This window comes from Ruegeria sp. THAF57, from assembly GCF_903914075.1.
Taxonomy (GTDB): Bacteria; Pseudomonadota; Alphaproteobacteria; order Rhodobacterales; family Rhodobacteraceae; genus Ruegeria.
Genome location: NZ_CAIWNQ010000006.1, coordinates 146,241 through 160,820 on the forward strand (window position 1 = coordinate 146,241; position 14,580 = coordinate 160,820).

Annotated in this window: 15 protein-coding genes; 7 read left to right on the top strand and 8 right to left on the bottom strand. The window is 59.9% G+C overall.

What is annotated here, in order from left to right; all coding sequences use genetic code 11:
* Positions 1–136 precede the first annotated feature (136 nt).
* Together RUESEDTHA_RS15265 and RUESEDTHA_RS15270 are read left to right on the top strand one after the other, a co-directional pair.
* Positions 137–820 (top strand): GntR family transcriptional regulator, encoded by a 684-nt coding sequence (locus RUESEDTHA_RS15265; protein ID WP_180887616.1) that lies wholly within the window; start codon positions 137–139, stop codon positions 818–820.
* A 75-nt stretch (positions 821–895) separates the two neighbouring features.
* On the top strand, positions 896–2,293 hold the full coding sequence (locus RUESEDTHA_RS15270; RefSeq protein ID WP_180887617.1) for an aspartate aminotransferase family protein: 1,398 nt from the start codon (positions 896–898) through the stop codon (positions 2,291–2,293).
* 58 nt (positions 2,294–2,351) lie between these two features.
* Here the strand turns inward: RUESEDTHA_RS15270 and RUESEDTHA_RS15275 are convergent, their stop codons facing one another.
* Positions 2,352–3,626 (bottom strand): lytic murein transglycosylase, encoded by a 1,275-nt coding sequence (locus RUESEDTHA_RS15275; protein WP_180887618.1) that lies wholly within the window; start codon positions 3,624–3,626, stop codon positions 2,352–2,354.
* 87 nt (positions 3,627–3,713) lie between these two features.
* Entirely contained in the window at positions 3,714–4,427 is a 714-nt protein-coding gene (locus tag RUESEDTHA_RS15280; RefSeq protein WP_180887619.1) for a YafY family protein, read from the bottom strand.
* 82 nt (positions 4,428–4,509) lie between these two features.
* Between RUESEDTHA_RS15280 and RUESEDTHA_RS15285 the strand changes: the two genes are divergently transcribed.
* Both RUESEDTHA_RS15285 and RUESEDTHA_RS15290 read left to right on the top strand, forming a co-directional pair.
* On the top strand, positions 4,510–5,205 hold the full coding sequence (locus RUESEDTHA_RS15285) for a glutathione S-transferase family protein (protein WP_180887620.1): 696 nt from the start codon (positions 4,510–4,512) through the stop codon (positions 5,203–5,205).
* A complete protein-coding gene (locus tag RUESEDTHA_RS15290) occupies positions 5,202–5,603 on the top strand; it encodes a DUF1801 domain-containing protein (RefSeq protein WP_180887621.1) in 402 nt (133 codons plus the stop codon). The genes RUESEDTHA_RS15285 and RUESEDTHA_RS15290 overlap by 4 nt, the downstream gene beginning before the upstream one ends.
* Before the next feature lie 75 nt (positions 5,604–5,678).
* Here the strand turns inward: RUESEDTHA_RS15290 and rnr are convergent, their stop codons facing one another.
* From rnr to dapE, 3 genes are read right to left on the bottom strand one after another with little or no spacing between them, the layout of a single operon-like run.
* Positions 5,679–7,937 (bottom strand): ribonuclease R, encoded by a 2,259-nt coding sequence (rnr, locus tag RUESEDTHA_RS15295; RefSeq protein WP_180887622.1) that lies wholly within the window; start codon positions 7,935–7,937, stop codon positions 5,679–5,681.
* A 48-nt stretch (positions 7,938–7,985) separates the two neighbouring features.
* The gene (locus RUESEDTHA_RS15300) at positions 7,986–8,561 is read right to left on the bottom strand and encodes a TIGR04282 family arsenosugar biosynthesis glycosyltransferase (RefSeq protein WP_180887623.1); all 576 of its coding nucleotides are present in this window, start codon (positions 8,559–8,561) and stop codon (positions 7,986–7,988) included.
* A 1-nt stretch (position 8,562) separates the two neighbouring features.
* A complete protein-coding gene (gene dapE, locus RUESEDTHA_RS15305) occupies positions 8,563–9,702 on the bottom strand; it encodes a succinyl-diaminopimelate desuccinylase (RefSeq protein ID WP_180887624.1) in 1,140 nt (379 codons plus the stop codon).
* Between the two features lie 208 nt (positions 9,703–9,910).
* Between dapE and RUESEDTHA_RS15310 the strand changes: the two genes are divergently transcribed.
* A complete protein-coding gene (locus RUESEDTHA_RS15310; protein WP_180887625.1) occupies positions 9,911–10,969 on the top strand; it encodes a transporter substrate-binding domain-containing protein in 1,059 nt (352 codons plus the stop codon).
* Positions 10,970–10,975: 6 nt separating this feature from the next.
* Here the strand turns inward: RUESEDTHA_RS15310 and RUESEDTHA_RS15315 are convergent, their stop codons facing one another.
* Positions 10,976–11,320, bottom strand: a complete 345-nt coding sequence (locus RUESEDTHA_RS15315; protein ID WP_170388822.1) for a hypothetical protein — start codon at positions 11,318–11,320, stop codon at positions 10,976–10,978.
* Positions 11,321–11,417: 97 nt separating this feature from the next.
* Here RUESEDTHA_RS15315 and RUESEDTHA_RS15320 point away from each other — a divergent pair, with 97 nt between their 5' ends.
* Positions 11,418–11,753 carry a cupin domain-containing protein gene (locus RUESEDTHA_RS15320; protein ID WP_171211101.1) on the top strand — a complete coding sequence of 112 codons (336 nt, stop codon included), beginning with the start codon at positions 11,418–11,420 and terminating at the stop codon, positions 11,751–11,753.
* 51 nt (positions 11,754–11,804) lie between these two features.
* Here RUESEDTHA_RS15320 and dapD read toward each other — a convergent pair whose 3' ends face one another.
* Both dapD and RUESEDTHA_RS15330 read right to left on the bottom strand, forming a co-directional pair.
* On the bottom strand, positions 11,805–12,632 hold the full coding sequence (dapD, locus tag RUESEDTHA_RS15325) for a 2,3,4,5-tetrahydropyridine-2,6-dicarboxylate N-succinyltransferase (RefSeq protein ID WP_180887626.1): 828 nt from the start codon (positions 12,630–12,632) through the stop codon (positions 11,805–11,807).
* Positions 12,633–12,739: 107 nt separating this feature from the next.
* Positions 12,740–13,657, bottom strand: a complete 918-nt coding sequence (locus RUESEDTHA_RS15330) for a threonine/serine dehydratase (protein WP_180887627.1) — start codon at positions 13,655–13,657, stop codon at positions 12,740–12,742.
* Positions 13,658–13,736: 79 nt separating this feature from the next.
* On the opposite strand from RUESEDTHA_RS15330, the gene RUESEDTHA_RS15335 reads away from it, so the two are divergent.
* A complete protein-coding gene (locus RUESEDTHA_RS15335) occupies positions 13,737–14,579 on the top strand; it encodes a TIGR00730 family Rossman fold protein (protein WP_180887628.1) in 843 nt (280 codons plus the stop codon).
* Position 14,580: the final 1 nt, after the last annotated feature.

The following is a 14,580-nucleotide window of genomic DNA, read 5'->3' on the forward strand; positions in this document are numbered from 1 at the left end:
TTCTCCCTGCAAGTGTCCGGGTATTTTCCCGTTTTTTTGGATTTGATCAAGTTTTGCGTTTTCCCCCGATCCCGCGTATGGTTTCACGAGGTCAGGCACCTGGCAAGTCAGCATCATTGGAAACAGGGCAAACCAATTGGATTTGATCAAAAATAAGGCGGTCGGGTCGTCCGGCAGTGGGCAAAAGCGGCCTGCACACGAACAGGTTTATCATTCACTCAGATCTCAGATCATGTATGGCGAACTGGTCCCCGGGCAGCCCGTCACCATTCAGGGGCTGACTGATTCGCTGAACGCCGGAATGACCCCCGTGCGCGAGGCTATTCGGCGGTTGATTTCCGACGGAGCACTGGTGTTTCAGGGAAATCGACGGGTCAGCGTACCGATGCTGTCATCGCGTGACGTCAAGCAGATGATATATGCAAGAATATCAATAGAATCAGAGCTTTCACGGCAAGCAACGGCCAACCTGACGCCTGCGGACGTCGATCATTTGGAACGCATCGATCAACAGTTGGATCAAACAATTGCCGATGGGGATGTCAGTGGTTACCTGCGTTTGAACCATCTGTTTCACGAAACGCTCTATGCTCATGCCGACGCGCCGATCCTCAATGATCTGGCGGAACGCCTGTGGCTCAGGTTCGGGCCGTCCCTGCGTGTGGTCTGCGGCCGATTCGGAACCCAGAGCCTTCCTGACCGCCACAAGGACATTATCCGGGCGCTTCGTGATCGAAACGCCGATCTTGTTGCAAAAGCAACCGCTCAGGACATCGAACAGGGGATGGAGCTTATGGCGGACTCACTTGCGAACGTCTAGATCAGCGCGATTCGATTGACAGGAAAAAATTTGATCATATTGTGATGATCAACCGCTCTTGCAGGAGATTCCCTGATGTCGACCATCACCAACCACATGCCAACCGCCGAATTGCAGGCGCTTGACGCAGCCCATCACATGCATCCGTTTTCAGCCAATGGCGCGCTGGGGAAAGAAGGCGCACGCGTCATCACCCGCGCCAAGGGCGTCTATCTGACTGACAGTGAAGGCGAAGAAATTCTGGACGCCATGGCGGGCCTGTGGTGCGTAAATATCGGCTATGGCCGCGACGAACTGGCCGAGGCCGCCGCCCGCCAGATGCGAGAGCTGCCCTATTACAACACCTTCTTCAAAACCACACATGTCCCCGCCATTGCACTGGCCAATAAGCTGGCTGAACTTGCGCCCGGCGACCTGAACCATGTCTTCTTCGCTGCTGGTGGGTCCGAGGCCAACGACACCAATATCCGTCTGGTGCGCACCTATTGGGCCGAAAAAGGCCAACCCGATAAGAACATCATCATCAGCCGCCACAACGCCTATCATGGCTCGTCCGTCGGTTCGGCGTCGCTTGGGGGCATGGCCGGGATGCACGCGCAGGGCGGCATTCCGATCCCGAACATCCACCACATCAACCAGCCGAACTGGTGGGCCGAAGGCGGCGACATGTCGCCCGAAGACTTTGGCCTGGCCCGCGCACGCGAGTTGGAAGAAGCGATTCTAGAACTGGGTGAAAACCGTGTCGCGGCCTTCATCGCCGAACCCGTGCAGGGCGCCGGCGGCGTGATCGTGGCACCTGACACCTACTGGCCCGAAATCCAGCGTATCTGCGACAAGTACGACATCTTGCTTATAGCGGATGAGGTCATCTGCGGGTTCGGTCGCACCGGCAACTGGTTCGGGTCACAAACCGTCGGCATCCGGCCCGATATCATGACGATCGCCAAAGGCCTCAGCTCGGGCTATGCGCCGATTGGCGGATCAATCGTTAACGATGAGATTGCCGAAGTCATCGGCGGAACCGAATTCAATCACGGCTACACCTATTCCGGCCATCCGGTTGCGGCTGCCGTTGCGCTGGAAAACCTGCGTATCCTTGAAGAGGAAAAGATCGTCGAGCACGTCCGCGACGTTGCCGCGCCATACCTCAAGGAAAAGTGGGAGGCTTTGACCGATCATCCGCTGGTGGGTGAGGCAAAGATTGTTGGCATGATGGCCTCGATTGCGCTGACCCCGGACAAGGCCAGCCGCGCCAAGTTCGCCTCGGCCCCTGGCACAGTAGGCTATATCTGCCGCGATCGTTGTTTTGCCAACAATCTGATCATGCGCCACGTTGGCGACCGCATGATCATTTCGCCGCCGCTGGTCCTGACTCCGTCAGAGATCGACGAGATGTTCGTGCGTATCCACAAATCGCTGGATGAGGCACAAACCGACATCATCGAACAGGGGTTGATGAAAGCCGCATCATAAGTGGCATTTGACCTTGTTTGGAAACTGAAACGGGCGGCTCTTTGGAGCCGCCCTTTTTTTAACGCATACGTTCCAGAAGTGTCAGGCTAGGATACCCGTCGGGCAAAAGCCCTTGCGCCAGTTGATAGGCGCGAACGGCGTTGATCGTATTCGGCCCCGTCCGCCCGTCGATGCCTTGTGTATCGAAACCTGCTTGGGTCAGCCGCGTCTGCAGTTCCTTTTTTTCAGTGAAACTCAGCACGCGGTCGCCGCGTGGCCAACCGGCCTGAAACGGGGCACGTCCGGACAGGCGGTCTGAAAGATGACCGATACCAATCACATAAGCATCTGCCCCGTTATACGCCTCGATCACGCTGAAATTATCAAAAATCATAAGCGCAACGCCCTGTCCGCCCGCAGGTAGCAGGATCGCGGCCTGCCCATGATCCGCCACGGCTTCGCCATTCATCGCAGTCACACCCCGCGCCGCCCATTCAGATGGCAACAGAGTGTAATCTCGCTTGGCCGTGGAAAAATCGAAATCACGGGGCAGGCGCACCTCAACGCCCCACGGCTGCCCCTTCGTCCAACCATGGCGCGCCAGATACGACGCGGCAGAGGCCAGTGCATCCGTCGGGTCATCCGACCAGATATCGCGGCGGCCATCCCTGTCAAAATCCACGGCGTGATCCAGATACGAGGTCGGCATGAACTGCGTATGCCCCATCGCGCCGGCCCAGCTTCCGACCATATTGTGAGGACTGACATCCCCGGCCTCAATGATCTGCAACGCGGCAATCAACTGGGTTTCAAAGAACCGCGCGCGACGCGCATCGAACGCAAGCGTGGCCAAAGATCGGATGGTGTGGTCACCTCCCCTAAAAGATCCAAAGGATGTCTCTAGCCCCCAGATCGCGGTCACAACCTCTTTTTCAACGCCGTACTGCGCCTCAATCCGGGTCAGCGTATCGCCGTAGCGCTGCAATCCGGCGCGGCCATCTGCGATGCGTCGGTCCGAAACGGCAGCGTCCAAATATTCCCAAATGGGTTTCGAAAACTCCGCCTGATTGCGGTCCCGTTTGATGACGTCCTTGTCATATGTCAGACCCTCCAGAGACCGGTCCAACGTCGCAGCGGAAATGCCCTGTTCAAGGGCGCGCTCACGAAAGGCACCCAGCCACGCCTGAAACCGCGCGTTTCCTTCGGTAGACACCCGATACTCCTTGGCTGGTGGTCGAACGACCGGTCGGATCGAGACCGTTACATCAGCCGAAGCCAACTGCAAGATCTGCAACCCATCTGACTTTTCCTGCGATTCCGCCTGCACTATGGATGCCCATAATGCAGCGGTCATGACGCCGCCTATGCATTTACGCATTCCGATTTTTCCTGATTACTGCTCATTCACAGAATAGCGCAAAACCGCGCTTCGACAAAGCGGTCATATGTTCTGTTCGCGATCTTTTGCTTCCCGCTCGGCCCGTATCTGGGCCAGCGCCTGCCGCAACATAGGAACGCGATTTGGCCTAAAGCTATCGTCTGTTACGAACATTTCGCGCATGCGATCCAAACGAAAGACCCTGAAATCCTGTCTCAGATGGCACCACGACAGCAGAACGCTGGCGCGATCCATATAAACAATACTAAGCGGGTCCACCCTTCGGCGCGTTTCCTCCCCCTTGCCGTCCGTATAAGCAAAATCAATGGTGCGCTCGTCCCACGTGGCCTGCCGCAGATCGGCCACTTCGATTGTCGGCTTGGCCGGGCGTGCAAACCGGGCGGCGGCGAGTACTGCGTGACTTAACCGGTGGGATTGGCGCGGCGGCAAACGACCCTGCAGTTTTCGAAGCGCGTCACTGGCGGCCTCTGCCAGACTCGGATCACCGATCGACTGCACCTCGCGCAGGCCAAGAACCAAGGCTTCCAGCTCATCATCGGTAAAGCCCAATGGCGGCAGGGTGGCGTCCTCGATCAGGGTAAACCCGAAACCTGCCTCTCCGTCTATCACAGCGCCTAAGCCACGCAGCGCGTCTATGTCACGATGAACGGTACGGGCTGAAACACCCAAGTCCTGCGCCAATTTCACCGATGTTTTCGGCGATGGGCCAGAGCGTAAAGCTTGCATCAACTGGAACAGGCGGGCGGTGCGGGACATAACGCAATTTACCTTAGTTCTAATGACAATTTTTGTCATCAGGCGCGCGTAACTAGGAGGCATCCAACCAAGGGAGATGCCAATGTTGACCTTACTGACCTTTCCAGCCGCTTTCGGGTCTTTCAGCGCCAGTCCATTCTGCGTCAAGACGGCCCTAATGCTGCAATACTCAGGCCAACACTGGCAGCGCTCCGATTTGCTGAACCCCGGCAAAATGCCCCACCAAAAGCTGCCCGTCCTGCGCACACCGGACCGTCTTTTGCCCGACAGCGACCTGATCCGGGATTGGCTGGAATCGCAGGGCGCCGATTTCGACAAGGGGCTGACTGACGCGCAAAAGGCGCAGTCCCGCGCCCTGATCCGCATGGCCGAAGAGCATATTTATCACCACATTGTACTGGATCGTTGGGGCAACGATGAGGCATGGCCGATTCTGCGCGACACGTTCTTTACCGAAATCCCAGCGCTGATCCGCAGGCCTGTGACAAAAGCAATTCGCCGGTCGGTGCTCAGGCGTCTGGACGGGGTTGGTGTATCCAGATTCTCAGAGTCCGAACGCCGTGGGCGTCTGGAACGCGATCTCGAGTCGATTTCCGCGTTGCTTTGGCAATCTCCCTTCCTGATGGGAGATACCCCCACGGCAGCAGATATGAGCGTGGGCCCAATTCTGGCAGCGATGCGCGCAACACCGGTAGAAACGCCACTGACCCGGCGGATCAAACAAGATACGCTTCTCAGCAGCTATATCGACCGCATAGAACAGGCGATTCCCGTATGATGCCCTTCAAAGACCCTGCCGTCGCTGCCGTCTTCGACGCCTTCCCCCAGAGCACCCGAAAAGGTGCGCTGGCACTGCGGGACCTGATCTTTGAAACCGCCCAGACGTTGCCCGACACGCACCCCATGCAAGAGGCTCTACGTTGGGGTCAACCAGCCTATCTTGCGCCCAAAGGGTCAACACTCAGGCTGGGAGGGCACAAGTCTGCCAATTTCGCTTTATTTGTGCATTGCCAGACACGGCTGATCGGCGACTTTACCTCGGCCTTTCCGGGCGAAGACCGGCTGGACGGCAATCGCGCGGTCCTGTTCGATCACCCCGGGCAGATCGACGCAAACCGCCATGGTTGGCTGATTGCCAGGGCGCTGACTTATCACGTTACAGAGAAAACCAGATGAATTTGGATCGCTATTCGCATTCAGGCAAAGCCAAAAGGCAACTAAAAACGATACGACATATTTCTGAAACGCGTTTTACCTCTGACGGCGTTTGCGTTCGACCTTGCGCTTGATCTTGTCTTTTTTGCGCTTGTTGCTGGCTGCCTTACGGCGCGTACTACGTTTCGCAGGGCCGCGACCACGCGGCAGGGCCTGATCGTCGATCGAGAGCAGTTCCAATTCCAAACCGCCAGTCACTGGCGTGGCTTCGGTCAGGCGCACGGTGACGCGCTGACCGATGGCGATGATCAGGCCGGTGTCTGATCCCATCAGCGTCCCAGCCTCGCGGTCGAAATGAAAGAACTCACGCCCAAGCGAGCGCACGGGCACCAGCCCATCCGCGCCGGTTTCGTCCATTTTCACGAAAGCCCCGAACCGCGCGATGCCGCTGATACGGCCGGTGAACTCATTGCCCACCCGCTCGCTCAGATAGGCCGCCAGATAGCGGTCGGTGGTGTCGCGTTCGGCCATCATCGAACGGCGCTCGGTATCCGAGATATGGGTGGCAGTTTCATCCAGCCGCGCGATTTCATCCTCGGTCAGCCCATCGTCGCCCCACCCATGGGCCGAAATCAGCGCGCGATGCACGATCAGGTCGGCATAGCGCCGAATGGGCGAGGTGAAATGCGCATAATTCCGCAGCGCCAGACCGAAATGGCCGAAATTCTCGGGGTTGTAATAGGCCTGTGCCATCGACCGCAGGGTGGACAGGTTGATCAGCTCGGCATCCTCGGTCCCGGCGGCAGCATTAAGCAGCGCGTTCAGGTGACGGGTTTGCAGCACCTGCCCTTTGGCCAGGTTCAACCCGGCGGCCTGCGCGGTTTCCCGCAGGCTTTCCAGCTTTTCCGGTGCAGGTTCTTCGTGGACACGGAACAGCAGCGGGCGGCGCTTGGCGATCAGCGTCTCAGCCGCAGCTACGTTGGCGAGGATCATGAATTCTTCGATCAGCTTATGGGCATCCAGCCGGTCGCGGAACGCCACGCTGGTCACTTCACCCGTGTCGCTGAGAACGATCTGTCGTTCCGGCAGGTCCAGTTCCAGCGGCTGCCGCTCTGCCCGCGCGGTTTTCAGCGCGTCATAAGCGGCATAGAGCGGTTTCAAGACCGTATCCAGCAATGGCCCTGTACGGTCATTGGGGGTGCCGTCGATGGCTTCCTGCACCTCGGCATAATGCAGCGACGCGGCCGAGCGCATCAGCCCGCGCACAAAACGATGACCGATTTTGTTGCCTTCGGTGTCGATCTGCATCCGCACCGCGATACAGGCGCGCGGAACGCCTTCGTGCAGCGAACACAGATCGCTCGACAGGCGGTCCGGCAACATCGGCACCACCCGGTCGGGGAAATAGCTGGAGTTGCCGCGCTTGCGCGCCTCACGGTCCAGTGCGGTCCCGGGCTGCACATAGGCGGCCACATCTGCAATGGCGACCCAGATCACATGGCCGCCGGGGTTTTTCGGATCGTCATCCGCGTGCGCGTAACAGGCATCGTCATGGTCCCGCGCATCCGAAGGGTCGATAGTCAGCAGCGGCATATCCCGCAGGTCTTCGCGGCCCTTCAGGCCAACGGGTTTGGCCTTGTCCGCTTCGGCGATCACCTTATCGGGGAAGTCGTCCGGGATACCATGCTGATGGATTGCGATCAGCGACACCGCCTTGGGCGCGGTCGGGTCGCCCAAACGTTCGACAATGCGCGCGCGGGGCAGGCCCATCCGGTTCTTGGGGCCGGCCTGTTCCGCCTCGACCAGTTCCCCATCCTTGGCACCCAGCACGGCCCCTTCTGGCACTAGCCATTCGTTTTGGCCGGCTTTGTCGATGGGCACGATCCGCCCGCCCTCGGCCCCTTTACGGAAGATGCCAACGATCTTGCGCGGGTTGGTGCCGATCCGGCGGATCAGGCGGGCCTCATAATTGTGGTCTTCCTCATGCACCACGTTCAGTCGGGCCAGAATCCGGTCGCCTTCGCCCAGCGCCGGGTCGCTGGCGCGGGTGATCAGCAGCACGATGGGTTCTACTCCTTCGCCATGCCATTCCAGCGGACGAGCGAACAAGTCGCCATCGGCGTTCGGAGCCTTCACCTGCAACACGCTGACCGGCGGCAGGCGATCCGGGTCGCCATAGCTGCGTTTGCGTTTTTCCAGATGGCCCTCGGCCTCAAGCTCACGTAGGATGCGTTTCAGGTCGATCCGCGCCGCGCCCTTGATCCCAAAGGCTTTGGCGATATCGCGTTTCGAGGTCAGGGTGGGGTTCGCCGAGATCCAGTCCAGGACCTCCTGCTTGGTGGGGATACGACTCATGTATTTGGCGTAACACGGGCGTGCGACGGCGTCATGACCAAAAACGGATCAGGGCTTCAGATCGGCCACCGTGTCCACGTCTCGCAACGGGTTCAGTAGCGCCACGCGCTGACCGGGGATCGAGGCCAGCGTGTCCGCCAGCGCATACTCAGTCGACCAGCGCACATTGCGGAACAGGTTGTGGGGCAATGCGCCGTATCTTTGCGCACCCACCAGCCAATAGCCACCGTCGGGCGCGGGGCCAAATGCCATCTGCGCCGCACCCAGCGCCTTGAAGGCCCCGGCAATATGGGGGCGCGTAATGCCCGGAATATCTGCACCGATCAGGCAGACTGGCCCCGGCGGCATCCCGCGCAGCATCCGGCCCATCCTATCCCCCAGATCTCCGCCCCCCTGCGCAGCGCGCGGCAGGTCTGCGGGCCAGATACGGCTGGTTAGCCCCTCGCGGTCGGGCGCAACCGCCAGCACGATCTGCCAACGCGGATCACGCAGCCGCCGGATCAACGCGCGGGTCTGATGACGAAACCACCACGCTGCCCCGACCATGCCGATATCCCGGCCCAGCCGGGTTTTCACCCGACCCGGTCGCGGCTCTTTCACCATGATCACAAGAGTACGCTGCATGTCAGGCGAAATAATCCCGCAGGATGCGAGTGTAGATCGCCTTGAGCTGTTCGATCTGGGCCACCTCGACGCATTCATCCACCTGATGCATCGTGCGCCCGACCAGACCGAATTCCACCACCGGGCAGTGATTTTTGACAAATCGCGCGTCCGAGGTGCCGCCCGTGGTCGACAACTCAGGTTTCACGCCCGTTTCCGCCTCAACCGACTTGGCAACCAGATCAGACAAAGGGCCGGGGGGTGTCAGGAAGCTTTCGCCTGAGATCTTGATCCGCAGGTCAATCTCAACCCCGAACGCCTCCGCCACAGCAGCGGCCTCGGCCCGCAGCCAATCGCTGAGGCTGGCCCCTGAATGCAGATCGTTGAACCGGATATTCACCGCGCCGGTGCATTGCGCGGGGATCACGTTGGTTGCCGGATTACCCGTGTCAATCGTGACCACGGCCAGCGTCGAGGCGTCGAAGTGATCCGTCCCCTGATCCAGTTCGTGACTGGCCAGACGATCCATCAGCCGCGCCATTGCGGGCATCGGATTCTTGGCCCGGTGCGGATAGGCCGCGTGCCCCTGCACGCCGGTCACGGTGAGCCAAATATTCATAGACCCACGACGCCCGATCTTCATCATCTCGCCCATCGTATTGGGACACGTCGGCTCACCCACTAGACAGACCGACATCTTCTCATCTGCGCGGTCCATATACTCCAGCAACGCGGTTGTGCCGTCCACCGCATCCCCTTCTTCGTCGCCCGTAATCGTCAGGATCACCGCCCCGTCCGGCGGCGTGTCGCGCACGAAATCAACGGCAGCCGCGGCAAAGGCCGCAACACCGGACTTCATGTCCGTCGTTCCGCGGCCAAACATGACACCATCTTTGATCTCGGCCCCGAAGGGCGGCATGGTCCATGCGTCCTCATCCCCGACCGGAACTACGTCAGTGTGACCGTTGAACCCAAAACTGCGCGCATGTCCTTTCGCGCCCCAACGGGCAAACAGGTTGCTGACGCCGCCCCGGTCCACGCGCGTGCACTCGAACCCGGCGTCGGACAGGGTGCGCTCAAGCAAGACAAGGGCACCGCCTTCTTCGGGTGTGACCGAAGGGCAACGGATCAGGTCTGCCGTGAGTTGTACCGGATCTGTCATTTCTCGCCCTTTCTGATTGTGGCTTCGCAGGATCGCGCACAGATTCAACGAATTGGGTGAATTGCCAACCCCTGCACCCCCATTTCTCGCGGCTTTTTTGCATAGACCTCAGTTTGATATCTCAATAAAACATGCCCGTTTACCCCAAGACCATCTTGCCGCCTTGTTCAAAACTGAGTTACAGGGCGGCGAAACAGGTAAATTGACGATGAAACGAGTCCTTTTCGCTTTGATCTGCCTGACTTTCGCCGTTCTCGCACAGCAAAGCCAGGCCCAGACGCTGTCGGTCGCCACCGTGACCCGTACCCCATTTTCCTATGTCGAGGATGGGGCGCAGACCGGTTTTTCGATGGATCTGCTTGCGGCACTGTCCGAGTCCCTGAACTGGGACTACGAGATCAACCGAGTCGAATCCTTTGGCGACATGCTGGGATCGGTTCAGGACGGGTCTGCTGATCTGGCCATCGCCAATATTTCGATCACCGCCTCGCGCGAAACGCAGATGGACTTTAGCCAACCCATTTTTGAGGCTGGTTTGCAGATTATGGTCCCCTCTGACGCCGTGCGGCGACCGTCACTGCTGCAGGCGTTGCTTTCGGTCGAGTTGTTTATCGCCATCGGGCTTGCCTTTGCGATCCTTCTGGGTGGTGGCATGTTGATGTGGATTTTCGAGCGCCGCTCGCAACCCTATTTTGACCGCAAGTTGGACGAAGCATGGTTTCCGTCCTTCTGGTGGGCGCTGAACCTTGTGGTCAATGGCGGGTTCGAGGAACGGATGCCGCGCACCCCGTTTGGTCGGCTGTTGGGCGTTGTTCTGGTGGTGTCCTCGCTGTTTATTGTATCCGTCTTCACCGCGCGGATCACCTCGGTGATGACCGTGGACGCCATCAGCGGCAATGTGAATTCGGTCAACGATCTGTACGGAAAGCAGGTTGGCACTATTTCCAATTCAACCGCAGCCAATTTCCTGAACCGGCGAGAGATTGAATTTATCGGCTATGACGCGTTGGACCCATTGCTGGACGCCTTCAAGAATGAAGAGCTTGATGCGGTCGTGTTCGATGCCCCGATCCTGGCCTACTTTGCCTCACACGAAGGGAGGCGGATCGCATCGGTCACCGGCGGTGTGTTCCTGCGCGAAAATTACGGGATCGCTTTCCCGACCGGCTCGCCTTTGGTCGAGGACGTCAATCAGGCGCTGCTGTCTCTGCGGGAGGACGGCGCCTATGACGAGATTTATCGCAAGTGGTTCGGGGCGCGGAACTAAGGCGGCTTAGGCCGGTTCCTCATCTCCGAAAAACGGTGTCATCTGCGCGACGATAACCGCGTTCTCGTCCAGCGCGCGCTGCATCAGGGCTCGTTCATCAGGATCGATATCGTGACCCTGCGCTTCACGCTCGGCCAGAGTACCGTAACCAGTCACATCCAGAGGCGCCGTGTCCGCCTGTTTCAGGATCGCCACGGTCTCACGCACCGCTTCCGCCTCATCCACACCACTGGCGAAACACATCAACGCCGCCCCGGTCGCGCCTTCGGGCAGGCCGTCGCCGTCTTTGCGACCGATCTGCACAAGCAGGGTGTAAACTTGCTGACGGGACGGTTTCTTTTGCTTTTCCATGCGGGGGCCATAGACCTGTGCACCTTCCCGGTCAAGCGATTGCGCTGACGCATGCGCGTCGTCATAGTGGTCCCGCCGTTAGTCAAAAAGGTGCTTAATGACCTATCCAGAATTCATCACCGATTTTCCCAGCCTCGACGTGCCCTTCCCCGAGGACGTCGTGCAGACCGCCGTGATCCGGTCCGATGCCGGGCTGGTGGCGTTTTTCACTTTCCTGAAGGATTTTGAACTGCCCCCGCATTCGCACAAGGCCCAATGGGGAACGGTAATCGAAGGTGAGGTTGAACTGACCATCGGGGATGAAACGCGAACCTACCGCCCCGGCGACAGCTATACGATCCCCACGGGCGTCGAACATGGCGGCAAAATCAAAGCCGGGTCTCGGGTGATCGACGTGTTCGAAGAACCCGACCGCTATCCGGTGAAAGGCTAACAAAAAAGACCGCAGCGCGATGCTGCGGCCCTTTTCCGGCTGGAGCGAGTTTTAATCGCGCAGCAATTCGTTGATCCCTGTTTTCGAGCGGGTCTTTTCATCCACCCGCTTCACGATCACCGCGCAGTACAGGCTGACATTGTTCTTGGACGGCATCGAACCGGCGACAACTACCGAATAGGGCGGCACTTCGCCATACATGACCTCACCGGTTTCGCGGTCGACGATCTTGGTCGACTTGCCGATGAACACGCCCATGCCCAGAACCGAGCCTTCGCGAACGATGCAGCCCTCGACCACTTCCGAACGCGCACCAATAAAGCAATTATCCTCAATGATAGTCGGACCCGCCTGCATCGGCTCCAGCACGCCGCCGATGCCCACACCACCCGACAGGTGCACGTTCTTGCCGATCTGCGCGCAGGAACCCACGGTGGCCCAGGTGTCGACCATGGTGCCTTCATCCACATAAGCACCCAGGTTCACGAAAGAGGGCATCAGCACCACGCCCGGCGCGACATAGGCCGACTTGCGGACGACACAGTTCGGAACGGCGCGGAACCCGGCATCCTTCCACTGGCCCTCGCCCCAACCGGCGAACTTGCTGTCCACCTTGTCCCACCAGCCGCCGTCCTGCGGGCCGCCGGTCTGGATTTCCATATCTTTGATGCGGAAGCCCAGCAAAACCGCTTTCTTGGCCCACTGGTTCACGTGCCAATCGCCGCTCTCCAGCTTTTCCGCCACGCGCAATGCTCCGCTGTCCAGTGCGTTCAGCGTATCCTCGATCGCCTCACGCTGCTCGCCTGTGGTGGCGGGGGTAATTGAGTCGCGCGCGTCCCAGGCGGCTTCGATGGCGGCTTCGAGTTGAGCGTTGGACATGGGGGGCTCCCTGCAGAATCTGTTCACGTTGGTCTTGCCTATACGCAAGCAAAGGACTGGCCGCAATGCGACGCAGCAGGCACAGTTTGCGTCCGGTCGAGCCGGTTTCAGCCGCCCAGCGGGTCAGGAGAGATGTTGCCACCGCAGATAAGTACCGCCACCCGCTCTTGCGGTTCGGGTTTGTAAGCGCCCGATAGCAACGCGGCCAAAGCTGTTGCGCCCGCAGGTTCGACCAGAATCCGATGGGCGCGCCACAGCACCTTCTGCGCCTCGACGATGGCCTCGTCCGGCACCAGAACCGATGTCATGCCCTGCGCCAGTTCGAAACAGATCGACCCGATCCGCCGCGCGCCCAGCGCATTGGCCGCTATGCCCGAGACGGTGACATCCACAGGTTCCCCGGCACTCAACGCGGCGTTCAGCGCACAGGATGTCTCGGGCTCGACCGCCACAACCTTGCGCGCCCCTTGCAGCCAAGCCTGCGCCCCGGCGATAAGACCACCGCCGCCGACCGCGACCAGAATAGTGTCCGCCTGCACCCCCTGCGCATCCCATTCGGCGAAACAGGTGCCCTGACCAGCCACCGTCGCAGGCGCGTCATAGGCGTGTATCTGCATCGCGCCAGTCGCGTCCTCATGCGCCTGAGCCGCCGTCAACGCGTTGGCGTATTCACCCGACACCACAGTCAAATCCGCGCCTGTTTGCCGGATCAAAGCGATCTTTGACGGCCCCGCCAATTCGGGTACGAAAATCTTGGCCGGATACCCCAATGTCTGAGCCGCATAAGCCGCCGCTGCCCCGTGATTACCACCCGACGCGGCCACAACACCGGCCTCGGGGACATCCATGCTGAGCAGCGTGTTAAACGCCCCGCGCGCCTTGAAGCTGCCGGTGTGCTGCATATGCTCCAGCTTCATCTCGACCGGATAGTCCAGACCCAGCGCACGGCTTTCCATCACCGGCGTGACCTGTGCATATCCGGCAATCCGGTCGGCGGCTGCTGAAATTTCGCTCTTCCAATTCATTCTTGTTCTTCCGTGACTGGCACTCTGACCGCGAACCCTATAGCTGTTTTGGAAACACGCAAGCAGGGAAACTTCACCCATGAGAGAAGACCGCCACAGCCCGTTTCGCGACGCGCAGACCGACCGTTCGACCGCGAGCGAGGTGCCGGACACGCCCCAAACGCGGTCTCCGGCCTATCGCCTTGCCTTTGCCGATGACGAATTCCTGTGCCGGGACGAGCTGCGCCCGGTGCGGCTGCAGCTGGAACTGCTGAAACCCGAGATGCTGATGTCCGAGCGTCAGATCACCTCGACCATCGTGATGTTCGGCGGCGCACGCATCCCCGAGCCGTCGCAGAAACACACGGCCCGCACCGAAACGCTGGCCGGTCTGTCGCAGTATTATGACGAGGCACGTGAATTCGCCCGACTGATGACCGAGAAATCGAACGAAACCGGCTGCCGCGAGAATGTCATCGTCACCGGCGGCGGGCCGGGCGTGATGGAGGCGGGAAACCGCGGCGCGCAGGATGCGGGCGGCTGCTCGATCGGGCTGAATATCGTGCTGCCGCATGAACAGGCGCCGAATGAATATGTCACGCCCGAACTCAGCTTCAACTTTCACTATTTCGCCATCCGCAAGATGCACTTTTTGATGCGCGCCCGCGCCATCACCATCTTTCCCGGCGGTTTCGGCACCATGGATGAGCTGTTCGAATCCCTGACCCTGATCCAGACCGGGCGCATGGACCGCGTGCCCTTCCTGCTGTTTGGCCGCGAATTCTGGGAAAAGGTCATCAACTGGGAGGCGCTGGCCGATGCGGGCACCATCTCGGACGAAGATCTGGACCTGTTCCGCTTTGTCGACACCGCGCAAGAGGCGGTCGAGATCATCGAGAACTGGGAACCCGCCCCGCCCCGCGACGACATTCCGGGGCGCTGAG